The 25,446-nt window shown below is 38.7% G+C and carries 21 protein-coding genes; 18 read left to right on the top strand and 3 right to left on the bottom strand.

All coding sequences use genetic code 11. The features are described from left to right. Positions 1-3: 3 nt before the first annotated feature. From hisH to IQ274_RS07705, 8 genes are all read left to right on the top strand, one after another. Positions 4-645, top strand: coding sequence for an imidazole glycerol phosphate synthase subunit HisH (gene hisH / locus IQ274_RS07670; RefSeq protein WP_163929978.1), 642 nt, complete (start codon positions 4-6; stop codon positions 643-645). Beyond that, positions 638-1,426: an imidazole glycerol phosphate synthase subunit HisF gene (gene hisF / locus IQ274_RS07675; RefSeq protein ID WP_163929976.1), complete on the top strand. Its 789-nt coding sequence runs from the start codon at positions 638-640 to the stop codon at positions 1,424-1,426. Before hisH ends, hisF begins: the two co-directional genes overlap by 8 nt. A gap of 23 nt (positions 1,427-1,449) precedes the next feature. Further along, positions 1,450-2,634 carry an N-acetyl sugar amidotransferase gene (locus IQ274_RS07680; RefSeq protein WP_163929974.1) on the top strand — a complete coding sequence of 395 codons (1,185 nt, stop codon included), beginning with the start codon at positions 1,450-1,452 and terminating at the stop codon, positions 2,632-2,634. A 63-nt stretch (positions 2,635-2,697) separates the two neighbouring features. Continuing rightward, on the top strand, positions 2,698-3,474 hold the full coding sequence (locus tag IQ274_RS07685) for a phytanoyl-CoA dioxygenase family protein (protein WP_163929972.1): 777 nt from the start codon (positions 2,698-2,700) through the stop codon (positions 3,472-3,474). A gap of 19 nt (positions 3,475-3,493) precedes the next feature. Beyond that, a complete protein-coding gene (locus IQ274_RS07690) occupies positions 3,494-4,489 on the top strand; it encodes a class I SAM-dependent methyltransferase (protein ID WP_194141869.1) in 996 nt (331 codons plus the stop codon). Beyond that, on the top strand, positions 4,490-5,980 hold the full coding sequence (pseG, locus tag IQ274_RS07695; protein WP_163929968.1) for a UDP-2,4-diacetamido-2,4,6-trideoxy-beta-L-altropyranose hydrolase: 1,491 nt from the start codon (positions 4,490-4,492) through the stop codon (positions 5,978-5,980). 20 nt (positions 5,981-6,000) lie between these two features. After that, positions 6,001-7,053: a pseudaminic acid synthase gene (pseI, locus tag IQ274_RS07700; protein WP_194141870.1), complete on the top strand. Its 1,053-nt coding sequence runs from the start codon at positions 6,001-6,003 to the stop codon at positions 7,051-7,053. Between the two features lie 117 nt (positions 7,054-7,170). Beyond that, complete coding sequence (locus tag IQ274_RS07705) at positions 7,171-11,253, top strand: glycosyltransferase (protein ID WP_194141871.1); 4,083 nt, start codon at positions 7,171-7,173, stop codon at positions 11,251-11,253. A gap of 290 nt (positions 11,254-11,543) precedes the next feature. Here IQ274_RS07705 and IQ274_RS07710 read toward each other — a convergent pair whose 3' ends face one another. Next, complete coding sequence (locus IQ274_RS07710; RefSeq protein WP_163929963.1) at positions 11,544-13,763, bottom strand: tetratricopeptide repeat protein; 2,220 nt, start codon at positions 13,761-13,763, stop codon at positions 11,544-11,546. 191 nt (positions 13,764-13,954) lie between these two features. Beyond that, the gene (locus tag IQ274_RS07715; RefSeq protein ID WP_163929961.1) at positions 13,955-14,512 is read right to left on the bottom strand and encodes a type IV pilin-like G/H family protein; all 558 of its coding nucleotides are present in this window, start codon (positions 14,510-14,512) and stop codon (positions 13,955-13,957) included. A 330-nt stretch (positions 14,513-14,842) separates the two neighbouring features. On the opposite strand from IQ274_RS07715, the gene trxB reads away from it, so the two are divergent. After that, the gene (gene trxB, locus IQ274_RS07720) at positions 14,843-16,231 is read left to right on the top strand and encodes a thioredoxin-disulfide reductase (RefSeq protein WP_228058086.1); all 1,389 of its coding nucleotides are present in this window, start codon (positions 14,843-14,845) and stop codon (positions 16,229-16,231) included. 103 nt (positions 16,232-16,334) lie between these two features. Here trxB and IQ274_RS07725 read toward each other — a convergent pair whose 3' ends face one another. Then, positions 16,335-16,736, bottom strand: coding sequence for a four helix bundle protein (locus IQ274_RS07725; RefSeq protein ID WP_163929957.1), 402 nt, complete (start codon positions 16,734-16,736; stop codon positions 16,335-16,337). Between the two features lie 130 nt (positions 16,737-16,866). Here IQ274_RS07725 and IQ274_RS07730 point away from each other — a divergent pair, with 130 nt between their 5' ends. The 9 genes from IQ274_RS07730 (at position 16,867) to IQ274_RS07770 (ending at position 25,437) form a co-directional block, all read left to right on the top strand. Beyond that, a complete protein-coding gene (locus tag IQ274_RS07730) occupies positions 16,867-17,763 on the top strand; it encodes an ABC transporter permease (protein WP_194141965.1) in 897 nt (298 codons plus the stop codon). A 75-nt stretch (positions 17,764-17,838) separates the two neighbouring features. Continuing rightward, positions 17,839-18,048 carry a hypothetical protein gene (locus IQ274_RS07735; RefSeq protein WP_194141872.1) on the top strand — a complete coding sequence of 70 codons (210 nt, stop codon included), beginning with the start codon at positions 17,839-17,841 and terminating at the stop codon, positions 18,046-18,048. Positions 18,049-18,116: 68 nt separating this feature from the next. Next, positions 18,117-19,019: an ROK family protein gene (locus tag IQ274_RS07740; protein ID WP_194141873.1), complete on the top strand. Its 903-nt coding sequence runs from the start codon at positions 18,117-18,119 to the stop codon at positions 19,017-19,019. Between the two features lie 263 nt (positions 19,020-19,282). Continuing rightward, positions 19,283-20,026: a toll/interleukin-1 receptor domain-containing protein gene (locus IQ274_RS07745; protein ID WP_194141874.1), complete on the top strand. Its 744-nt coding sequence runs from the start codon at positions 19,283-19,285 to the stop codon at positions 20,024-20,026. Positions 20,027-20,057: 31 nt separating this feature from the next. Then, positions 20,058-20,288: a toll/interleukin-1 receptor domain-containing protein gene (locus tag IQ274_RS07750; RefSeq protein WP_194141875.1), complete on the top strand. Its 231-nt coding sequence runs from the start codon at positions 20,058-20,060 to the stop codon at positions 20,286-20,288. 63 nt (positions 20,289-20,351) lie between these two features. Continuing rightward, on the top strand, positions 20,352-21,146 hold the full coding sequence (locus IQ274_RS07755) for a tetratricopeptide repeat protein (RefSeq protein WP_228058087.1): 795 nt from the start codon (positions 20,352-20,354) through the stop codon (positions 21,144-21,146). 624 nt (positions 21,147-21,770) lie between these two features. Next, on the top strand, positions 21,771-22,274 hold the full coding sequence (locus IQ274_RS07760) for a hypothetical protein (RefSeq protein WP_194141876.1): 504 nt from the start codon (positions 21,771-21,773) through the stop codon (positions 22,272-22,274). Positions 22,275-22,928: 654 nt separating this feature from the next. Then, a complete protein-coding gene (locus IQ274_RS07765; RefSeq protein WP_194141877.1) occupies positions 22,929-24,071 on the top strand; it encodes a hypothetical protein in 1,143 nt (380 codons plus the stop codon). A gap of 106 nt (positions 24,072-24,177) precedes the next feature. Then, the gene (locus tag IQ274_RS07770; RefSeq protein ID WP_194141967.1) at positions 24,178-25,437 is read left to right on the top strand and encodes a glycoside hydrolase family 10 protein; all 1,260 of its coding nucleotides are present in this window, start codon (positions 24,178-24,180) and stop codon (positions 25,435-25,437) included. Positions 25,438-25,446: the final 9 nt, after the last annotated feature.

Genomic DNA, 25,446 nt, shown 5'->3' on the forward strand with positions numbered 1-25,446 from the left:
TTTATGAATCAAAGTAAAATTGCAATAATTGATTATGGAATGGGCAATTTAAGTTCGGTTGCTAATGCTTTTAATAGTATTGAATGTCATGCATTTGTTACCAATAATCCAGAGGATTTATGCGAAGCCAGCCATATAATTTTGCCTGGTGTTGGTGCTTTTAGTGATGGTATCAAAAATCTTCAATCTGGTGGATGGATAAAATTTTTAGAAACTGAAGTAATAGAAAAGAAGAAATCCTTTTTAGGAATTTGTCTGGGTATGCAATTATTAGCTACCGCTGGAACAGAGCATGGTTATCACAAAGGGTTAAACTGGATTCCAGGTACCGTTAATCGCCTAAAAAGTAATGAACGTAGCATTAGAGTGCCTCATATTGGATGGAATGATGTTTATTTTTTAAATAAAAATGGTCTTTATAGGGGGTTAGGAAATTCTCAAGTGTTTTATTTTGTACATAGTTATGTATTTATTCCAGAAAAGATGGATATATGCAGTGCACTTACTTCTCATGGATCAGAGTTTATTTCTAGTATTGAAATGGGTAACATTTATGCAACTCAATTTCATCCTGAAAAAAGCCAAAAGGCTGGGCTGGAAGTTTTAAGAAATTTTGTTTATGGAAAATTTATAAACAATGCTTAAGAAACGTCTTATACCTATTTTACTATTGAAAAATGGTTTATTGGTTCGCAGTGAGTTATTTAAAATTCATCAAATTATCGGCAATCCTACATATGAAGTCCAACGCTTTAATGAATGGAATGTTGATGAGTTAATTTATTTAGATATTAGTAGGCATGATCAATACGACTTGCGTCGGGATGACCACAAAGTAAAAGGATTAACAGAACCTCTACAAATCTTAGACGAAGTAAGCAAAACTTGTTTTATGCCTCTGACATGGGGGGGAAGAATTTGTACGGTTGAGCAGATGCGCCAAGCCATTAGTAGAGGCGCTGATAAAGTTGTGATTAACACGGCAGCAGTGCGGAATCCAGAATTGATTACCGAAGGCGCAAAGATATTTGGTAGTCAGGCAATAGTAATTAGCATTGATGTGCTGCGGCATACTAATAGAGAAACAGAGGTTTTTATTAATGGTGGTCGTGAAGCTACAGGTATGAAACCTGAAGATTGGTCTAGGCAAGTAGAAAGACTGGGAGCAGGTGAGATTTTACTTAATAGTATCGACAGAGATGGTACCGGGCGAGGTTACGATCTAGAACTCATCAATACAGTTACTTCTGCCACTAGAATTCCGGTGATTGCTTGTGGTGGCGTTGGTCGATATGAGCATTATGTCGAAGGCATAAAAGCTGGTGCTTCTGCGGTTGCTGCCGCTAATATCTGGCATTTTAAGGAATTGTCAGATCGAGAAGGAAAGCGGACATTAGCTAAGGCTGGTGTTGAAGTTCGGTTATAAAAAAGCAGAAGGTTAAAGAAATTATGGCAATTCAATATTGTACAAAATGCGTTTATCCCGCACTTAGCGCTAGTCCTTTAACTTTTGATGAATATGGTGTTTGTTCTGGATGTCGTGTCCACGATCAGAAAAAGAGTATAGATTGGGAGCAACGCTGGCAATGGTTAAAAGAACTTACTAATGAGTATCGTAGTGATAGTAACTATGACATTGTTATCCCAGTTAGTGGAGGCAAAGATAGTTACTTTCAGACTCACATTGCTGTTAAGGAATTAGGTCTAAAGCCGCTTTTAGTAACTTATCACGGCAACAATTATTTACCTGAAGGTGAATACAATCTTTACCGTATGCGGGAGGTATTTGATTGCGATCACATAATTGTTCGCCCCAGTGTAGATACTCTGATTAAAATGAATCGAATTGGTTTTAAGCTACAGGGTGATATGAATTGGCATGGGCACTGCGGCATTTTTACAGTACCTATTCAAGTAGCAGTTCGCTATAAAGTGCCATTAATTTTGTGGGGTGAGCATGGCTTCATGGATTTAGGAGGGATGTATTCTTACAATGATCTTGTGGAATTTACAGCAAAGTTTCGCTTAGAGCACGCCTTGCGGGGGTATGACTGGTATGATTTCACAGATGAAGGTTTGGAAAAGCTTGGGCATCCAGAACTAAAAGAAGGTTTAAGAGGCAAAGACTTATTGTGGGCAAAATATCCATCGGATGAAGAGATTGATGAAGTAGGTGCACGGGGTATTTATCTCAGTAACTTCGTCAACTGGGAGGCAAACGAACACACCAAAACAGTTATGGAATTTTATGGATGGCGTTCAGCACAGCAGCCTTTTGAGCGTACATATCGAACAATCTCCAACCTGGATGATATGCATGAAAACGGTATTCATGATTACCTAAAATTCATTAAGTTTGGCTACGGACGTGGTTCTGATCATGCTTGCAAGGATATCAGAGCAGGCCTTATGACTCGTGAACAAGGTATTGAAATGGTACGTAAATACGATCGTGTTAAGCCATATCGAGACTTAGAGAGGTGGCTGAAATATGTGAATATGACTGAAGAAGAATTTGACCAGATTTGTGATACCTTCCGCGATCGCCGTGTGTGGCGCATTGAAAACGGACAGTGGGTAAAAGATAATATTTGGGGAGAACCATCAGCTTATGAGCCTGTTCATCAGAGTTAAAAACTCTAAAAAAAGCGTGTAAAAAATAGTGATTACTTATATACAGGGTATACAAAGTTAAATATGCTTAATAACAGTCAGATAGAACAGTTTCATAACGATGGATTTCTACTCATACCATCTGTTTTAAAAGAAGAGCAAGTAAGGGAATTAAGAACTTCTCTGATCAAATTGTTTAACTCGAAAATCAAGTTTGAAGGAGATAACAATAATGTACGCAATGATATTTGTAATAGATATCAAGAATTTAGATGGCTACTTATACATCAATCTATAGTCTCTGCTTTAAAGTCTTTATTAGGAACAAACTTCGTTTATCTTCCTGAAATTGCAGCGCAAAAATCATTTTATTCAACTTGGCATAAAGATACAACATCACAAGAAGCTCAAGGACTTCAGTTTCAATGGGAACCTAATTACTTAATGTTAGAAGCAGCCATATATCTTCAAGATAATGATGAGTATGGTGGTGGACTTGATGTTATTCCAGGTTCTCATTTATATCCTGATCTATCAACAAATAGTACAGCGCATGATTTTTGGTCAAAAATCACGCCACCGCCTTATATTCATTCAATTCCAAGTAAGGCTGGTGATTTGGTTTTATTTGATTTTCGTATTAACCATAAAGCCTCTTTACCAACCAAATGTGCTGTAGATTCAATACCAGATTCAAAGCAGAAATTTGCAATTTTTATTGCTTGTAGTACCAATAATGAGCATGTTCTTAGTTACAAAAAATTTATTTATAGCCGACCAACATATTACTATTTGAAAGATTATCAATATCAAGAAGATTTTTTTAAATTAGTTAAAGATAACGGACTAATACTTGCTTAATTAATAAAGTTAAATAGTTATGTTTAAAGAAGCAGACATTCGCCCAAAAGAATTATTAGCAGGACAAGCTGAACTATTAGCTCATGATATAAATCTTTTACTAAAACACAAAAATGATTTTATCTCTGTCACTTGTCCTGCTTGCTGTTCAATAAACAGCGATCGCATTTATGAAAAGTACGGTATTCAGTTTGTGACTTGCCGAGAATGTGAAACAGTTTACGCTAATCCAAGACCTAGACCGGAACATCTAGAGGAGTATTATAAATACTCAAAAAATTATGCTTATTGGAATAAATATATATTTCCAGCTTCTGAAGTAACAAGAAGAGAAAGAATTTTCAAGCCAAGAGTACAAAAAGTTATTGATATTTGCCACAGATTTAATGTATTAACAGACACGATATTAGAGGTTGGGACAGGATTTGGTATTTTTTGCGAAGAGATGAAAAAAACTGGTGTTTTCCAAAGAGTGTTAGGAGTAGAACCTACTCCGGATCTAGCTGAAACTTGTCGTCACCGTGGTATAGAGGTAATTGAAAAACCCATAGAACAAATTGATTTTGGGAATAATCGAATTAATGTAATTGTTAATTTTGAAGTAATCGAGCATCTATTCTCGCCTAAAGAATTTGTATTGAAGTGTTATGAATTTCTAGTTGAAGGAGGAATATTTATTTTAACTTGTCCAAATGTCAAGGGTTTTGATATAGCAACTTTAGGCAATATCTCTAGTGCTATAGATAATGAACATATTAATTTGTTCAATCTTCAATCTTTAACTATTTTGTTAGAATCTTATGGTTTTGAAGTTATTGAGAAACAAACTCCAGGTCAGCTGGATGCTGAATTAGTACGCAACAAAATTATTTCTGGTGAGTTTGATGTAACTAATCAACCTTTTTTACAACAAATATTAATAGATGAGTGGGAAAGCAAAGGCGAAGCTTTCCAGAACTTTTTATCAGAAAATCAACTTTCATCGAATATGTTGCTGGTAGCAAGGAAGCCTTAAATGAATTTGGTAATTCGTACAGATGCTTCAAGTGAAATTGGTACAGGTCATTTAATGCGCTGTTTTGCTTTAGCTCAGTCCTGGCAAAAAAATCAAGGGCAAGTTGTTTTCTATATAAATGATCAAGCATCAGTTTTAGCGTCTCGATTAATATCACAATCCATACAAGTTGTTTACTTAAATTCCTTGCCGGGAAGTAATGAAGATGCTCACAAAGTATCAAATCTGGCACAGCAGTTTAATTGTCAATGGATTGTAATAGATGGCTATCACTTTAACGCGGAATATCAACGTATTATTAAATACTATGGTTTGAATTTATTATTTATTGATGATTATGGACAAGCAAAACATTACTATGCTGATATTGTCTTAAATCAAAATATTTCTGCTCATGAGAGTTTGTATATAAATCGAGAACCTTATACCCAATTATTACTTGGCACGTGTTACACATTATTACGGCAGGAGTTTTGGCAGTGGCAAGGATGGCAACGAATAAACCCAACTATAGCCAGTAAGCTATTAATTACAATGGGAGGTGCTGACTCAGATAATGTAACTTTCAAAGTGATTGAAGGCTTACAGCTACTATCAGTTAAAGAGCTGGAGGTTGTGGTTGTTGTCGGAGGAAATAATCCCCATTATGAACAACTGAAATTAGCATCACAAGCATTGCAGTTTCCAATTCAGATAGAAAGAAATGTTACAAATATGCCTGAGTTAATGGCTTGGGCTGATTTGGCGGTAACTGCTGGTGGTAGCACTTGTTGGGAACTGGCTTTTATGGGTTTACCCAGTTTGATTTTAATTTTAGCTGAAAACCAACGAGCGATCGCACAAAAATTAAATGAAATGGGGGTATCTATTCATCTTGGTTGGCATGAGGATGTTTCTGCTGCTGAAATAGCGTCGGCGGTTGCTCATTTATTAAGAGCTGTACATACACGAGTAAAAATGACTAGATGCGGTCAAGAGTTAGTAGATGGCGAAGGAAGTAAGCGCGTATTAAAGCATCTAGAGGCCAAGTTGTTAAAATTACGCTTGGCGTACCAAGAAGATTGTCGTTTGTTGTGGGAATGGTCAAATGACCCAGAAGTACGGGCTGTTTCCTTTTCTACAGAACTTATACCTTGGGAACATCATGCTCAATGGTTCCAATCACGACTGTACTCTCCTACTTCTATTGTCTACATCGGCCTTGATAGAAATGATGTGCCTATTGGTCAAATTCGATATGAACTAGAGGGCGATAAAGCCATTATTTCCATTAGTATTGATAGAAAATTTCGTTATCAAGGATATGGTATCTACCTAATTAATCTAGGATGTGAAAAATTATTTTTAGATTCAGAGACTAATGTAATTCATGCTTATACTAAACTTGATAATAAAATATCAATAAAAGCTTTTTTAAAAGCTGGTTTTAAAAATATGGGAAAAACCAAATTAGGAGAACATGAGGTAGTTGATTTAGTCAAATACAAATAAAACTCCAGTTGCAAAATAAAATGCGAGAAATTAACATTGCAGGGAAAAAAGTCGGTGCTAACCATCTACCCTTTGTGATTGCAGAAATGTCTGGAAATCACAACCAATCATTAGAAGTAGCTCTAAAAATTGTTGAAGCAGCGGCAAAAGCTGGGGTAGATGGTCTAAAAATCCAGACTTATACTGCCGACACAATGACTTTAGATATAGACGAGGGTGAATTTTATATTAAAGATCCTCAGAGTTTATGGCTTGGGAAATCACTATATCAGTTATACCAAGAAGCTCATACACCTTGGGAATGGCATAAACCTATATTTGCTCGCTGTAAAGAATTGGGAATAATTGGTTTTAGTACTCCTTTTGATACTACTGCTGTAGATTTTCTCGAATCTCTAGAAGTACCTTGTTATAAAATTGCTTCTTTTGAAAATACTGATTTACCTCTAATTCGCAAAGTTGCCAGCACTGGTAAACCGATGATTATTTCTACTGGTATGGCGACAATTTCAGAGTTAGACGAAACAGTGCGTACAGCACGGGAAGCTGGTTGTCAGGATTTGATACTACTCAAATGCACCAGTACTTATCCAGCTATACCAAAGGATACTAACTTGCTGACCATCCCCCATCTACGCGATTTGTTCAATCTACAGGTGGGGTTATCGGATCACACAATGGGGATTGGTGTTGCTGTTGCGGGTGTTGCTTTAGGAGCTACATTCATTGAAAAACACTTTACCCTTTGTCGGGCTGATGGTGGCGTTGATTCTGCTTTTTCAATGGAGCCAGAAGAAATGCATCAATTAGTTGTTGAAACTGAAAAAGCCTGGCAAGCGCTGGGCAAGATAAATTACGGGCCGACGGAAGCTGAGAAAGCATCTTTGGCTTTTAGGCGATCACTCTACATTACCCAAGACATGAAGAAGGGAGATATATTTACCTCGGAGAATCTGAAAGCAATACGTCCTGGTCTTGGTTTACCACCAAAGTATTATGACTTTCTCCTTGGCAAACAAATCAAACAAGATGTCAAAAAGGGAACACCAGCCAGATGGGATTGGGTAAGTTAGTTATAAGCTAGGAAAATTGCCCTACTTTGTTGTAAATATGAGAACAAAACTTTTTTATATATATTAGCAAACTAGGACTTTTTCAATTAATTGAATACTAAAATACGGAAGTTTAAAATGTTAACTATAGAAGATGTACTTGCCAGTCAAAAAGACCTAAATCGGCTATGTGCTGAAAGACCATTACAAACTCATGAAGTATTTTTCGGAAATTCTTTCTATGGTATGGACTTTACTATTAAGAAATATGTAAATTTTTCTGAAAAATATCCACTAAAAGTTTTATTGGTACATGGACCGGATCTGAGCAACAACCATCTATGGCAAGCAGAGATAGAATCTCCTTTGCTTAATATATATTGTTATCCAAGTTATCGAGAAGATGTATATATTAACGCAGTTAAAAACTGTGAAACTACAAAAAAGATTATCCCAGCAGCATCACCATTTTTATATGCAACAGAAATTCTGAAAAAAGAACCAAAACCTAAGCGAAGTGGAACTATATTTTTTCCTTCTCACTCTACTGGTTATGTTACAGTTCAAATGGACTTTGAAGCCCTTGCAGAAAAACTAATACATCTTGATGATGAATATCAACCTGTGACAGTATGTCTGTACTGGAAAGATTTTAACTTAGGTAGGCATATTCCATTTCAAAAAAGAGGAATACAAATAGTTTCTGCTGGACATGTTTTTGACCCCAATTTTTTATTCCGTTTTTATCATCTTTGTTCCATGTATCGCTATGCTTGTGGCAATGAGCTAGGAACACACATATTTTATTCCATCAAATCTGGTTGTTCTTACTTCCACCTAAATTCAATTGAGAGTACTTACACAGCAGAAAGTGAAGCTCTACTAAAGCATGACATTGCATACACACCTCCTGATAGAGAATTAGCTTTAAAGTCGCTTTTCGCCGAGCCTCAACCTCAGACTACACCAGCACAGATGGCGATCGTTGATTATTACCTTGGTGCGAATAATTTTAAATCAAGTTCAGAACTTAGTCAGGAATTAATTGATGCTGAACTTCTGTTTAGGGATCAAACGAAATCCAGGATTATTTCTGTATCTCGCAAAGTTATATTTGATAGCACATTACGAAAAGATAATATTTCTAATTCAAGCGAATTAAATCAAAAGAAAAGTATTTTACTTAAAAAGAAAGAATCACCTTTAGTTAGTATTTGTATTCCAACTTTTAATGGAGAATCTTTTATATTAGAAGCTATTGCTAGCGTAATATCTCAAACTTATCCTTATATAGAGATTATTATTTCTGATGATGATTCTAGCGATCAAACTCTAAAACTCATCAAGCTAATTCTAGAGAAAACCACCGCTATTTTTACAGCTGTTAAACATGAAAGATATGGACTAGCTAAAAATTGGAATTTTTGTATTTCTCAAGCTAAAGGTAAATATATAAAGTTTTTATTTCAAGATGATTTACTAGAGCCAACGGCTATTGAAGAAATGGTTAATATGGCTGAACAGGATGAAGAGATAGGTTTAGTTTTTTCGCCCCGAAGACTCTTCACTAATACTGGTCATACCGTTTATGATTCCAACTTTTTAATGCATCATGAAGCTAAAGATGTACACAAAGCTTGGTCAGCATTAAAGGCAATTCAATCAGGACAGCAACTTTTGCTAGATCCTAATATACTTGACAATCCAATTAATAAAATTGGAGAGCCAAGCACAGTCCTTATTAGAAAAGATGTTTTTGAAAAAGTAGGATTATTTAATTCTGAGTTTTGTCAACTTGTAGATTTGGAAATGTGGCTCAGAATTATGAGTCAATATAAAGTTGGTTTTGTTGATCACGTTTTATCTCACTTTAGAATACATCCGCAACAACAAACTCGTCGGAATGTTGCTTTAAAAGATGCTATTTTATTAGACTACCAAAAACTTTTTAAGACAATTTACAGTGATACACGATATCCTGAAGCCACGAGACAACAAGCTCTTTATAGATACGCAGTTTTGAGTTTGAGTGAACAAAATGCACAATTTCAGGAGTTGCGAAAACAAATAGCACAAGAATGCCTGAATGCTTCAGATGAGCAGATAACAGATATGTATATGGGTCTGTTAGGTAAAACACATAAGATGTTAGTGAATAGTAGCATCAAATATGAAAGCCTGACTGATGAAGAGCAGATTTTTACTAATGATATCGTTAAAAGTATATCTCAAGGTTTCAATCAACCAAAAGCAATTCAGCATTTACTAGTAGCTATGCTGTATCACCGTGCTGACCAGTTACCATTACAGCATGACCTATCTCGCATACCTAGTTGGTTACTTAAAGACTATTTACAATTCCTATTTTCTTCCCCAGTTCATTTTCAAGAACCGGGTGATGCAAATAATTACTATTACTATATGCAGGGGTGGATTGATTACTTACACACATCGATATTGCAAAATTATGATTCTCATCTGTGGGATGATATATTTAATAATTTTGTGTCCATTGCTAATTTTATTCCCCTATATTTTAATGAGCATAATCTTAAAGATATCTATGTTAAACGTGCAGAAATCATAGAGTTCTTACTAAAAGTTAAGGGTTATGAGGTAGATTACGAGTTTGCTGATAGACCTATAAGCAGAAAAAAAATTCGTTTGGGTATCTTGGCTGCACATTTTCTACCTGGTTCTGAAACATTTGCTTACCTTCCTGTTTATGAGTATATCAGTAGAGATTTTGAAGTAATCTTGTACTCTCTTAACCAAACTGGTCATCAACTAGAACAATATTGCCAAAGCTGCGCCAACTCTTTTAAACTACTGCCACAAGATTTAGTAGAACAGGTAAATATTATTCGTGCTGATAATCTCGATATATTATTTATTGCTACCAATGTGACAGCAGTAACGAATCAAATCTGTTTCTTATCAATGCATCGGTTAGCTAGAATACAAATCACAAGTGGCGGATCTGTGGTAACAACAGGAATGCGGCATATAGATTATTACATTTCTGGTACGCTAACCGATCCATCGCCAACGGCAGAACAGCAATATCAAGAAAAGTTGGTGAAACTTGAAGGGTCTGCTCATTGCTTTAGTTATGGTAATGAAGAAGAAAATATAACTGTCAAAGTCGATCGAGAAAGTTTGGGTATATCCAAAGAAACAGTTATTTTTATCTCTGGTGCTAACTTCTTTAAAATCATCCCGGAACTAATTAATACTTGGGCAAAAATAATTTCTGGAGTTCCAAACTCTGTTTTAGTACTTCTACCATTTGGTCCAAATTGGTCAAACAGTTATCCTAAGAAAGCTTTTGTAAATTACTTAAATAAAATATTTTCAAAGTATGGAATACCAGCAGACCAATTGATAGTCTTAGATCCTCAGCCGGTGCCAAACCGCCAAGAAGTTAAAGAATACTTCAAAATTGCCGATGTTTATCTAGATTCTTTTCCATTTGCTGGAACAACTTCTTTGATAGAACCATTACAGGTTAATTTACCAGTAATTGCTAGACGGGGAACTAGTTTTCGTTCTGCAATGGGTGCTGCAATGGTGCAAGCATTAGATATACCTGATTTAGTTGCCGATAGTGAAGATTCTTATATACAGTTAGCGATCGCACTTGGCAATAACCCTAAATTGCGTCAACAAAAGAGCAGTCAAATCAAGGAAAAAATGCAAGCTAATCCTAGTTTTCTTGATAGTCGCTCTTACTCAGCTAAGATAGGTAGTCTCTTCCAAGAACTATTTAGTAAATATCTTGCAGATACTCTGAGTCAAAATTTCCGCTTAGGAGATATTAACCTAATTATTTTCCCAGACTGGTTACAGTCAGAAGACCTACTATATCAAGATTTAGCAAGTGTGATTTCTAGTCTCACGACTCACCCAGATAAAACCTGCTTAACTCTCTTGATAGATACTCAAAATATTTCTGACGAAGAAGCAGATATGCTTTTATCGTCTTTGACCATGAATTTGCTTATGGAAGATGATGTAGATATAACTGAGGGGCCAGAAATTTCTCTGCTAGGGAAAATGAGCCATACACAATGGAAAACTCTTTTGCCTAGAATTCATACTCGAATTGCTTTAGCAACAGATAATCAATCTGCGATCACACAAGCAAAAGCAGAAACACTTCCATCGTCTGATGTAGATAGCTTGATCGCATCGAAGTTAGAGATGATGCCTGCTTTCTAAGAAATGGTCTAACCCACTGCATATTCTATAAACTTCCTCATGAATAAATATAAGCTGCCTTAAGGTTACGGTAATACGTGATTCATTTATCTAGAAATTGCTATAAGAGATTGTTTGAAAAGTATCAAGTTGTATAAAGATCCCTCCTATCTTTAAAAAAGGGGGAACCGGAATCAAAGTCCCCCTTTTTAAGGGAGTCAGGAGGATCTACAAGTCTTTGATACATCACAAACAATTTTTAAAACATCCTCTTGGAGTTTATTTTGAGCGCTTGAGCGCTCACTATTAGCTTATTTTTCCTCAATATACTTCTGCCACATCTGCTCGTAAGCCTTTTCCATTTCACGGGTAAACTGTTTACCATTCCACAACGGTGCTGTTTGCCGGGATGCTTTCAATTTCAAAGCCACCTGCTGGCGTAAAGCCTCATCTTTCCCCAAGCGCACACCCCACTCAATATATTCTTCATCAGTCCAGGCGATGCCTTCTGTAATTCCTGCATTCATCATCATAGTGTAGCTATTACGCGCCGCAAACTGTTCACCGACTCGCGTCACTAAAGGGATACCCATCCACAATGTTTCTAAGGTTGTTGTCGCTCCGTTGTAGGGAAATGTATCTAATACAATATCAGCAATGCCTAAATTAGCACGATGAACTGACTCTGAATGAACTTGTGGTAAAAATCGTAACCGAGAACAATCTACACCTTCTTCTTCGGCAATTTGGTAAAAGAAGCGTTTAATTGTTTCCTGTTCAGCAAGTCCTTTAATCAAAAAGTAGCTATTAGGTACTTGTTTGAGAATTTGCATTTGCCATTTTATCGTTTCTGGATGACGTTTATATCCTCTTTGGGCGCTGAGATATACAACAGCATCCATAGGAATATCCAAATCATCGCGGCGGAGAGTTGGTACACCAACTTCAAAACCATCTACTGCTATATAAGTTTGAGGTAATCGCCAGATTTTTTCTGTATAGTAATCTTGTGCATCACTTGGTAGTACATAAGGATCTGCAATAAAATAATCAATTGCTGGTATACCTGATGCATCCCACCCCAGCCAAGTAACTTGAATGGGCGCTGGCTTGAGTGCCATCACTTCACTAGTAACATCTAGAGTGATACTATCAAGGTCAATTAAAATATCAATTTCATCTTGATATATCTGGTCAGCAATTTCTAGACCATTCATACCTAATTGACGGGCTTTTCCTGCCTGACTTAAATACCATTCCTGGAGATAATCGTTTACTAATTTATAGTTAACAAAATAAGTATGAATATCAAATTTATCTCGATTATGATGCTGAAATAGCCAGCGAGCTAACCAACCAACAGAATGATTTCTTAAAGCGTAAGATACATAACCAATTTTTAGTTTTTTTGAAGAACCAGTTAAAGAGGAATAATTAATAATTTGGCGCTCGTAGTTTTTTCCTTCTGATTTGGCAAGAGATTGAAGAGCATTATTAAAAATTTCAGCTACTTTATTATGAATAGCTCGGAATTCAGCAGGAGTATCTTTAATGTGAGGTATTGCAAAAGATGGCGTAAGTAAACGTAATATTCTTCCTTTTTCTAAAGAAATTGGTTGATCTTTAATAAACTGTTGAAACACAGTTTCTAATTCTTGGCAAGTTGTACATATCTCTTGCCAATATCCCCCTGCTGACATTAGACCCCTTAACAGCAAATGGAGTGCAAAAATTTTATCAGCCAATCCTTCAGATAAGGAATAACACAACTTAGCTGTCTCTATTCCCTGAGAATAATTACGAGCATCTTGATAAAAAGTCGCTAAGTGCCGCAAAATTTCTACATTTTCTGGCTCCAATCGTAAATGTAATTTTAGAAGAGATGATGCTAGTACAGGCTGTAATAAAGTATGACCAATTTGCAGAGCAGCCGTAAGCAGTATATCGAAGCATTGATAAATATCAGAAAAGTAAGGTAAACAAGCTTCTGCTAAATCTAAATTTATTGGATGTAAAGGAATAGTACTTAAAACTTCTTGTAAAACTTGTGTTAATAGTTCGGTATTGATATTTACACTTTGCTTTTCATTTAAAATTTTAATTAATCCCCACTCACGCAACTCCTCAATATCTTCAAATTTTTCGAGTTTGAGACAAAGCAATAAAATCTCGAGCAAATTATTGATGTCACTAGGATTAATTTCCCGCATGTGCTGACGAATTAACCAGGCTATGGAGTATTGCCTCAGATTTTCGCGTCTTTCCGCTTCTATTTGCAAAAATTCAAACAGTTCAATCGTCCAAATTTCTAACTGCTCCTCATCTGCCTCTGTCATTGGCAGCATCCAAGTCATTTGAGCTTCTGCCTCTTGACCTTGTAATAATAATATCAATCCTAAATGCCAATAATATGAGGCAGCATTTGGTTCTATGGCAATTGCCTGCTCATATAATTTTGACGATTGCAGATAATTTTCCTGTATAAAGTATTCTTCAGCCTGGTTTTGCCAATTATATGTATTAGTAATCATTGTGATTGTTGGGGAAAAGTGTATGGGTAAGATATTGTGAATAACTCACATTATGGAAATAAAGTGGATAGAAAAATCTACCCACTTTAAAAAATACATAATTTAGTTAAATGAAAACTACATAAAGAATTAGTTTTGCGATGAAGTGGCTTAATCGAACTATATTCTCACGTAGTAAATCATGTTTCTACTTATCTCAAAGGAGTAAAGTTGGCGGGGCAACTAGGTCCGCTTACGCCAGCAGTAGCATCTGCTACATCTGCACCCGAGTTAACTCTTGCTTTGTCTGCTTCACACAAAATAGCTATGGTAGTAGCTTCGCTGGTAGCAGCTTGTGTTGCTACACTTACACCACCAACATAACTTTTGAGAGGTGCAGTATCAATTACTGTTTTTGCTTGGTTGGTTACTAGGCTAGGGGTAGTACTACCACCGCCAGTAATTTTATATATGTAATTCGTGGTTTGTGTTGCTATCCCAAGACCTAATTTACCAAAGTCAGCTTGGGCTGCAAATTGATTTTGTTCCAAGTAAAAAGCTTGCTGCGCGCGGTTCATAGAACCTGTATAAGTTTTAGCTTCTGACTGCTTGGCTTTGTTAGCTTGGTTCAAGAAAGAAGGTAGTGCGATCGCAGACAAAATACCGATGATAATAATTACTACTAGTAATTCAATGAGTGTAAAACCCTCTTCTCCCTTCTTTTTGTCAAGGATGTGTTGAAGAAATTTTGCTTTTAGTTCGGTTTTCATAAGTGTTTTCCCTGGGGTAGGAAGTGCTTGTGTGTTCTAGATATAACTTACCCAACTGCGATCGCTTTCCTATCACCTTCTGAAAAAAAGTTTGGGGAGATTCGGTTACACAATCCAGAATTCTTGTATACCAAATGACGCAAACATCACTAACCCCCTGGCATTGAAAAAGTTATGAGCATTCAAGAAATAGCAGAATTACTGGAATCAAGAAATACCTCCAACAACAGCCCTAGCGGTTAAAAGGATGAGTACTGTAGGCATTTTGCGATTGCTTACCATCTGGCATAGCCAATCACAATTTGTTATGCTATATTAAGCGTAGTCGTTATGAGTTTATATATGGTCATGACTAACCCCACAGTAGAAAATTTAGTAATTATCGGTTCTGGGCCAGCAGGGTACACAGCTGCCATCTATGCCGGACGTGCTAACCTGAAACCCGTTGTCTTTGAAGGTTTCCAAGCCGGGGGTTTACCTGGTGGGCAATTAATGACAACAACGGAAGTCGAGAACTTTCCAGGGTTTCCCAAAGGGATTACCGGGCCGGAACTGATGGATCAGATGAAGGCGCAGGCGGAGCGCTGGGGAGCGGAACTATATACTGAAGATGTTATATCAGTTGACTTGAGTCAGCGTCCATTTACAGTGCGATCGCAAGAAAGGGAAATTAAAACCAATAGCATCGTCATTGCTACGGGTGCGACAGCAAAGCGTTTGGGTTTACCTAGCGAACATGAATTTTGGAGTCGAGGTATTTCCGCTTGTGCAATTTGCGATGGTGCAACACCAATTTTTCACGGCGCAGAATTGGCTGTAATTGGTGCTGGCGACTCGGCGGCGGAAGAGTCTATTTACCTCACCAAATACGGTTCTAAGGTAAATATGTTAGTACGTACCGATAAAATGCGGGCTTCTAAAGCCATGCAAGACCGTGTTTTGAGCAACCCAAAAATCCAGGTGCATTGGAACACAGAAGCCGTGGATATCTTCGGTAATGGTCACATGGAAGGGGTGAAAATCCGCAATACTAAAACTGGTGAAGAAAGCCAACTGCACGCTAAGGGTTTATTCTACGCCGTTGGTCATAGTCCTAATACCTCTTTATTTAAGGGGCAACTAGAATTGGATGAGGTAGGTTACGTTGTCACTAAACCCGGTTCTGTAGAAACTAGCGTAGAAGGCGTTTTTGCAGCCGGCGACGTGCAAGATCATGAGTTTCGCCAAGCGATTACAGCTGCGGGTACTGGCTGTATGGCGGCGATGTTAGCAGAACGCTGGTTGTCATCCAGTGACTTGATTCAAGAATTCCATCAACAGCCAGAAATAGCAGACAATGAATTAGAAAATCAGCCAGCTAAAAAGACTGAAGCCGAGGAAGAAGCTGGATTTAATTTGAATGAAACGCGCCATGAGGGAGGTTATGCTCTACGGAAATTGTTCCATGAAAGCGATCGCTTACTCCTAGTTAAGTACGTCTCACCTGGTTGCGGCCCTTGTCATACCCTGAAGCCAATTTTAAATAAAGTGGTGGATGAATTTGACAGCAAAATTCACTTTGTAGAAATTGACATCGACAAAGACCGAGATATTGCTGAAAATGCTGGTGTAACAGGAACTCCAACGGTTCAATTGTTCAAAAACAAGGAACTGGTGAAGGAAGTTAAAGGCGTGAAACAAAAAACTGAATATCGCCAGTTAATTGAGAGTAATCTTTAGGGACTGGGGACTGGGGACTAGGGACTGGGGACTAGCGACTAGGAAATAATTCTTTTAACTGCTAATACCCAATACCCAATCCCCAATCCCCAATCACTAATCACTAATCACTCAGTCGAGTACCGTACTCTTCCTTACCCTGCTGTTGAGAACGAATAAAACGACAGTAACCGTTAAGACCTTTTTCAATCCGGTCTTTAAGCTGACTAACCCAGTTTAATTGTTCTGTATTGCAGTAGCCCAAGCTCTCGGCAATAATGAAAGCGCTTTTGGTTTCAGTCAATGAACCCCGAGCAATGTACATAAAACGCAGTCTATCTAAGTAGTGATAGCGTCCATAGCCCTCAGCTATGTTCAGTAAAACACTGCAAACTGCTCTTCGTAATTGATCGCTTAAATTGTAACGCTCACAATTAGGCAAACTATCTGCTAGTCGATAAGCCGCTTTTAGCAGCTTGAGGCTATCTTGGTAGAAGTCTAAAGACTCAAAGCCTCTATCTTGCATATCATCCCAAGCTAAAGTCCCTCAATTTTATGGGACATTTTTACCAAATACCCAGTCCCCAGTTCCCAATACCCACTCCCTAATATGTAAAATGGTCAGCGTATCAAGCTTTGATCCAGGCGATCGCTTTATGGCCATTACAAAACGGCGACTACCGACATTTTTACAGTTTGGCAAAAGTTCCAATCTTTCCCAAAAACTCATGCTCGTTGGGTTAGCCATCACCCTATTTTTTATCTTCCTGGCATTTTTCGCTCCCCTATTCCAGGCTTGGGGATGGCTGCAAAACCCGAAAGATTTTCTCTCTAATCCAATTCACGAGCCACCCTCAGCTAAACATTGGTTTGGCACTAGTCGCCTGGGTTATGATGTCTTCTCCCGGACATTGTTCGGCGCTCAAGCTGCTTTGCAGGTGGTGATTTTGGCAACAGCGCTGAGTATGATTATCGGTGTACCTCTGGGGATGCTGAGTGGTTATCTCGGCGGTAAATTGGATAAAGTGTTGCTGTTTTTGATGGATAGCATCTACACTTTACCGGGGCTACTGCTGTCTGTGACACTAGCGTTTGTGGTGGGGCGTGGGATATTAAATGCAGCGATCGCTATTAGCATTGCCTACATCCCCCAATATTATCGCGTTGTTCGCAACCACACTGTTAGCGTGAAAACTGAAGTTTTCATCGAAGCTGCTCAAGCAATGGGTGCTTCCACTTGGGTTGTGCTTTCTCGTTATCTATTTTTCAACGTCATTCAAAGCGTACCCGTCCTCTTTACACTCAACGCTGCTGATGCAATTTTGGTGTTGGGCGGTTTGGGCTTTTTGGGGCTAGGACTTCCCGAAGAAGTGCCAGAATGGGGACATGATTTAAAACAAGCCCTAGAAGCTCTACCTACTGGCATTTGGTGGACTACACTTTTCCCTGGTTTAACCATGACATTCATGGTGGTAGGGTTATCACTACTTGGTGAAGGGTTAAACGAATTTGTCAATCCCCGATTACGGAGAGAAAATAGAATCCGAAAATAATTAGTAAACAGTGGACACTTATCAGTCAACGGGCTAATCATTAATAACTAGTAATTGATAACTGGAGAGATTTGTGTGAAAGATAATCTGACATTAATTGCCGCCGCTACTGGCGGGTTTCTCCTTTCTATTGCCCTTGCTGGCATTTTAAGAGGTGCGCCAGTTACAGCTTGGCAAGAGCAATCGAGTTTCCGCACCACGACTTTTGCTAATTTACAGAAATCGGAGTTGAAAGCTTCGCGTCTTCTTCCAGGTAAAGATGCTACGCGAATAGATCGCGGATGAAAACTACTCGCACCCAATAATAGGGAATAGGGAATAGCTGTTCACCAATTACCAATGACAAATGACAAATGACAAATGACAAAATTCAAGTAATTGGCATTGATGTGGGGGGAACAGCAATTAAGCTGGGGCGGTTTACAGCCGATGGAACTTGTCTGCAATCTTTGACTATGGCGGCTCCCCAGCCGACAACGCCGGAGGTCGTGCTGGCGGTGCTGGTAGATGCGATCGCGCAAATTGATCCAAATAATGAAACTTTTGCTATTGGTGTTGGGACTCCTGGCCCTTCCGATGCAGCAGGACGCATCGCTAAAATCGCCATTAACTTACCTGGATGGATCGATGTCCCTTTAGCAGACTGGTTAGAAGCTAAAACTGGCAAACCTACTGCGATCGCTAATGATGCCAACTGCGCTCTTTTGGGAGAAGCTTGGCTGGGAGCCGGTCGCCAATTTCAAAATCTGATTCTCCTAACTTTAGGAACTGGGGTTGGTGGTGCGATTATCCTCGATGGCAAACTATTTGTTGGACATCAGGGAGCTGCTGGGGAATTGGGTTTAATTTCATTAAATCCTGATGGGCCAATTTGTAATAGTGGTAATCAAGGCTCTCTAGAACAATATGCCTCTGCTACTGCTATTCGCCGCCGCACTCTCAAGGAACCCATTGAATTGGGTGTTCTTGCTCAACAAGGAGAAGCCGCAGCATTGACTTTTTGGCAAGAATATGGTAGGAATTTAGGAATTGGCTTGACGAGTTTGATTTATGTACTCACACCGCAAGCGATCGTCATTGGTGGCGGTATAAGTGGCAGCTTTGAGTTTTTCTTACCAGCAGTGAAGGTAGAAATTGAGAAGCGAGTGCAGCCTTTATCACGAGATGGTTTACAGATTTTGCCAGCAGAGTTAGGCAATTTTGCTGGGATCGTGGGTGCAGCAAGGTTGGCATTGCAACACTATTCGAAATTTTAGATTGTGTAATCTCAGTTATACATATAGCTTGGCGATCGCTTTGTTTGCTTTGAAAATTGGTGAATAGCGATCGCAAAATCATTTGCTTTGATCAGTCCTACTTAATAATTCGTGAGAGATAAGAACCCCGACTTTTTTGAGAAGTCGGGGTTCTGTGAATTTAATTACAGGGTATTATTCAAAATTCTTTGTTTGGGCTTTTATCGTTGAAAAGTTCAACTATATATTCATGTACAGTAATGTGATGATATTGAACCAATAATATGTCTAACACAGTTAAAGTATTCTTTTCCTACTCCCACAAAGATGAAGCCTTGCGTGACGAGTTGGCAACTCATCTGAGCATGATGAAACGTCAGGGAGTTATCGAAGCTTGGCACGATCGCGAAATCAGTGCTGGTAGAGAATGGGCTAATGAGATAGATGATAATCTTGATATTGCAGATATCATTCTGCTGCTAGTGAGTGCTAACTTTCTGGCTTCAGATTACTGCTATGACAAAGAAATGAAGCGGGCAATGGAGCGACATGAAACACGGGAAGCTCGTGTAATTCCGATTATTTTGAAGCCGGCGGATTGGAATGGCGCACCTTTTGGTAAACTGCAAGCACTCCCTAAAAATGCTAAACCTGTCACAACCTGGCAAGATCAAGATGAGGCTTTTTTAAATGTCGCTCAAGGGATTCGCAGAGTAGTTGAAGAAATGGCGAAATCAAACACTTCTTCCTCAACTCCTGCTAAAAATACTACACCTGCAACTTCCAACCCTTCTGGAACAAGTGGTGTATTAACTGAGCGCCAGCGTCGGCGATGGGAGCAAGAACGGGATTCAGTGCAAGAACAGTATGACCTCGTGAGCAAAAAATTGGGACTGCTGGGTAAAGCATACGCCATTGAAACGGATGTATCTACAAAGCTGAAGCTAGAAGTGCAAATTCAGGAAACCAAAACAGAACAAAATAGATTAGATCGACAGCTTGAGGAAATCGAGCAAAAAATATTGTAGTTGTCTTTTAAACCAGCCTGCCACATCCTTTATGAAATCTATTGAAGTTTTTATTTCTTACCACCAGGAAGATGAGACGCTACGCCAAGAGTTAGAGAAGCATTTAGCGTCTTTGCGTCGAGAAAACATTATTACAAGTTGGAACGATCGCAAAATCGTCGCTGGGCAAGAAATCAAAGGCGAAATTGATCAGCATTTAAACCAGGCTGGGCTGATCTTATTGCTAATTAGCCCTGATTTCATGAATTCTGATTATCACTGAACAATTGAAGTTACAAGAGCCTTAGAACAGAATGCAACTAAAAAGGCTCGTGTTATCCCAATCTTGCTACGCTATACGGATTGGGAAACTCCTCCCATTAATCAATTGTCCCCACTGCCAAGTAATCGCAAACCGATAAAAGGCTGGAGTGATCGAGATGAGGCATTCTTGGAGGTTGTTAAAGGAATTCGAGAGGCGGCGCGATCAGTTGCTAACTCGAATTCCTCACCACCAAAACAGACAACACAAGAACTGGAAGAACATCAATATCAAGTTACAAGCTTGATAAACGAAGCGGATAGTTTGCACGAAGCTAAAAAGTTCGAGGAAGCAGCCGTCAAGTACAAAGCAGCCCTCCGTCTTGACCCGAACTCTATAATCGCTCACAATAGCCTGGGGAATGCGCTGTCCGATCAAGGGAAGTTGTCAGAAGCGATCGCCGCCTACCAAAGAGCTTTGCTTATTGACCCTAACGATGCAATCGCTCACAATAACCTGGGGATTGCGCTGTACGGTCAAGGGAAGTTGGAAAAAGCGATCGCCGCCTACCAAAGAGCTTTGCTTATTGACCCTAACGATGCAATCGCTCACAATAACCTGGGGATTGCGCTGTCCGATCAAGGGAAGTTGGAAGAAGCGATCGCCGCCTACCAAGAAGCTCTGCAAATTGACCCTAACCTTGCAAGCGCTCACAATAACCTGGGGATTGCGCTGTCCGATCAAGGGAAGTTGGAAGAAGGGATCGCCGAACTGGAAATAGCTGTTCGCCTTAACCCTACTAGCACTCTTTTTCGTAACAACTTAGAGATTTATAGAAATAAGAAGAAGGGTTTTTGGGGGCGTTTATTTGGTGGGTAGAAGATTCTCAGTCTTATTCATCTCAAGGGTGTGCGTTAGCGTAGCTTGTCGTAGACATCGCCTGTTGTTGATGATGCGTAATAAACTCAGCGTGTTATATTATCCCTTTCACATTTGTCTGAATTCATGAATTGTTATATTTCAGGTATTCTTAACTAATCTTAATAAAGCTAAAAATTCCGTATCCTCTGAATAACGAGAAATCTTTGAGCCACAGTTCTATCAAAAGGATGAATTGAGCTTTTTCCCAGTTGTCAATATTTGTTGTTAAACTAATACTGAATATTTTTTTAACTTAATATAAGAATTAATTACTTAACCAATGGTAGATGCCAAAATCTCTAAAAATACAGTGTAATTAAATTGTTAATTTTTTCCTAACTTCCTTTTACTTGCGTTATCTTTTGCTTACGTGATTTTAATACTACCTTTACATTATTCCTTAAGTATAATTGTGGGATAATACAGAATATCCTCTTTTTTTAGGCAATCCGTAGTATCATAGTCTATTTTAGAGAAAAACTTATCATAAATTACCCGCTTAACACTTTTGCATAAAAATACATAGGGTAGAATAACTGAATATTGCTCAGATATTTTTAAAATTAAAAGCAGGATTTTTTAATGTTCAGCTTAAATAATTCAGAAAAAGACACAGTTAACAGCACAGCATCCACCAAGAGGCTTGCAAGAGCGATGATGGTTTCTGATGGGGAGTTCTCACTGATATTAGCTTGTTGTAACAGTGTTGAAAGACAGCAGCAAGTGCTGAATCTGTTAACAGAATTTTCATCAACAGATATCCACAAAATCTTGCTCTCACCTGCGGCTGACACATTGTATACAGCTATTACAAGTGTAATTGGTGCTACCCAACCCGAAGCTTTGATGGTATGGGGTTTAGAATCCGTAGTAGAAATTAACCAACTAATCATCAGTACCAACATCATGCGAAATGAGTTTCGGAAACAGTTTCGGTTTCCCTTGGTGTTGTGGGTTAATGATGAAATTCTACGCAAGCTAGTCTGGTTAGCACCAGATTTCAAAGACTGGGCAGCAAGTACTATTAGATTTGATGTATCTCACAATCAGTTCGTTGGATCTGAACAACGAGCCATTAGCGCCTAATATTGGCTGAGATTACTCAAAATATTTGTAGATGCTAGGTTGAGCCGAGCAAAATCTAAACTACGGTTCTGTTCAATTATTTATAAAATTACTTTTATTTAACCTAACTTCTCATGGGATATGGAAAACCTTGCTTCCATTTTTCTGTGATGCGAGGATATAGTTTACACATAAGTCCTAAAAATCTAGCTTCATAAGCTTTTACTCGTTCTCATCCTCTACATCGGAACGAAACAAGCTATTTTCCCAGATAGGGACGTGGAAGAGAATCCACAACAAACTTTTTATCCAATGCAACGCTTCTGAGTTATTGCTAGATTGCCGTAGGATATAGCGCAATACAGTTCAGATAAGACCAAAACACTTGTAGAGACGGCGATTTATCGCGTCTCAAAACTTACGATTTTGTACAAATAGCGCTTAACCCAAGCGTATTGGGATATATGGCGTTTTGATTGAGTGCAATTTTCATCCAGAATTTGTATAAGGAACAAACAATTAGTACATCAGCGTCTGTATTTATATCTGTTTCAGGACAAATATACTAAATTAATTCCAACTGGTGAAGTACTGGAATTATATATTTTATTGCCTACACGTGGTTGGATACTATTTCCCAGTTCTATAACTATTGAGTAACATCGCTATATTACGATGAAAACCATGCTGAAAAAATACCTTAACATCAATCAAGGACGAATTTTCACTGCTTTGATTTTGACTGGAATTTTGTCTGTAACTAGCAGTTTAACGCTTATCAAAGATGCGACGGGAGCTTCTGCTAACTTCTCGTTAGAAACAAACAATGAAGTCATCAAAGATAATATTAAATCAAATCGCTTGCCACGTCCAGTAGCTAAGGCGGTACTGCGAGATTTAGCCCGCAAACAGGGAATTTTTACTAGCCAACTGCAAATTATTGATTATAGTCAACAGACTTGGCGCAATGGTTGCTTGGAACTGCCCCAATCGGATGAAATCTGCACCCAAGCATTAGTTCCTGGTTGGCGGATTGTGGTATCTAATGGCAAAAAAAACTGGGTTTATCATACCAATAACAATGGGCGATCGCTACGTTTAGCTTCGGCAAATACTCCCTCAGACAATCTGCCAGGTAAATTACCTGCGTCTGTAAAAAATGCTGTTTTGCAAGTTGCATCCAGACGTTTGCAACAGCCAATTTCTCAACTAACCATCATTCAAGCTCAATCGCAAACTTGGAGAAATAGCTGTTTAGAATTAGCTAATACTGATGAATTCTGTACCCAAGCTTTGGTATCAGGCTGGCGAGTAGTTGTTGGTGCGGTTGACCAAACCTTGGTTTATCATACTAATCAAACAGGTTCCGCAGTCAGACTGAATCAAAAAGCTAACGAAGGTACACTTGCCCCTGTGCAAATTCCAGCCAGCGAGTTACCACCACCGTTAGATCGAGATATAGTATTTCGGCAAATTTCCAGTGGTGGTTTTGCTGGCAGAACCTACCAGACTGTCTTACTCAAAGATGGGCGATTGATTCGGGTGCGGATTGGTGATGCCAATGATTCAGAACGTAGTGTTCGCAGCGTTTCTGTGCAACAGGTGCAACAATTTCAGAGATATTTGGAACGCTCTAAATTTAGTAGATTCCAAAATTTAAGTTACCCAGCCCCCAGTGGTGCTGCTGATTATATCACCTACACTCTTACTAGCCAAAAGGGTACAGTTCAGTACAACGATATTTCTCAAAATAACCTGCCAACGAATTTACAAGCAGCAGTCAAAGCCTGGAATCAACTCGTAGCCAGCGCCCAATAAATGATAAATCTCAGCAATGGGAAATAGCGATTGTTTTAACGCTTACAATCGAAACGATCGCTATTCATGCTGATTGTTCATAATTTGATGATATCTCTAGCAAATGATGAAAAGGTTTCTCAAGTGGTGTGTTGAGTTTCATTCTTGGTGGAATATTCGCCAAAGCAGAAAGTCGGGGTTATTTGCCGTTATCGTTACCTTGAGTGTGGTAGCTACGGTGATGCTATCGTTCCCATTGAACGCTCAAATTAATCTGCCGCCAAAGCCTGCATCCGAGTTAAGGGGGGTGTGGTTAACGAATATTGATAGTGATGTGTTATTTGAGCGCGATCGCCTTAAGGGATCTTTGCAACGCCTTGATGAACTCAATTTTAACACCATCTATCCGGCGGTTTGGAATTGGGGATATACATTGTATCCCAGTAAAGTTGCCCAAAAAGTAATTGGGCGATCGCTCGATCCCACACCGGGATTACAAGGGCGAGATATCCTCAAAGAAATTGTCGATGTGGGACATCAAAAAGGGCTAACAGTGATTCCCTGGTTTGAATTTGGCTTCATGGCACCAGCCGACTCTCTCTTAGCTAAAAATCGTCCCCAATGGCTTACTAGCCGCAGCGACCGGACTCGGATTGTCAAAGAAGGCACGCATAACCGTGTTTGGCTAAATCCCTTTCGCCCAGAAGTACAACAATTTATCCAAGATTTAATCGTTGAAATTGTCAGAAACTACAATATTGACGGCATTCAATTTGATGACCATTTTGGTCTACCATCAGAATTAGGTTACGATGCTTACACAGTGGCACTTTACAAAAAAGAACACCGTGGTAAAGCTCCCTCCAAAAATTTTAAAGATCCAGAATGGGTGCGTTGGAGAGCTAGCAAAATCACCGAGTTTATGAAACGGGTATTCAAAACTATCAAAGCTACTAAAAAAGATTGCCTAGTTTCCATTGCACCCAATCCTCAACGTTTTTCTTACGAGTTCTTTTTAGCCGACTGGCAAAAGTGGGAACGGTTGGGAATCATTGAAGACTTAGTTTTGCAGATATATCGTGATGATTTGAATGTTTTTGTTAACGAATTAGAATATCCAGAAGTGAAAGCGGCAAAAAGGCATATTCCAGTGAGTGTGGGCATTTTGGCTGGGTTAAAAAACCGATCTGTGCCGATGCAACAGATTCAGACACAAGTGCAAAAAATCCGCGATCGCAATTTTGCTGGAGTCTCTTTCTTTTTCTATGAATCCCTCTGGAATATGGGCAAAGAAAAGCCACAAGAGCGTCAAATTGGCTTCCAGAAAATTTTCCCCACACCTGTAGATTACCCAAATTTGCTAGCAGGTTGGAAACCGTTTAGTTAATAGTCATTG

It is taken from the genome of Nostoc sp. LEGE 12447 (assembly GCF_015206985.1).
Classification (GTDB): Bacteria; Cyanobacteriota; Cyanobacteriia; order Cyanobacteriales; family Nostocaceae; genus Nostoc.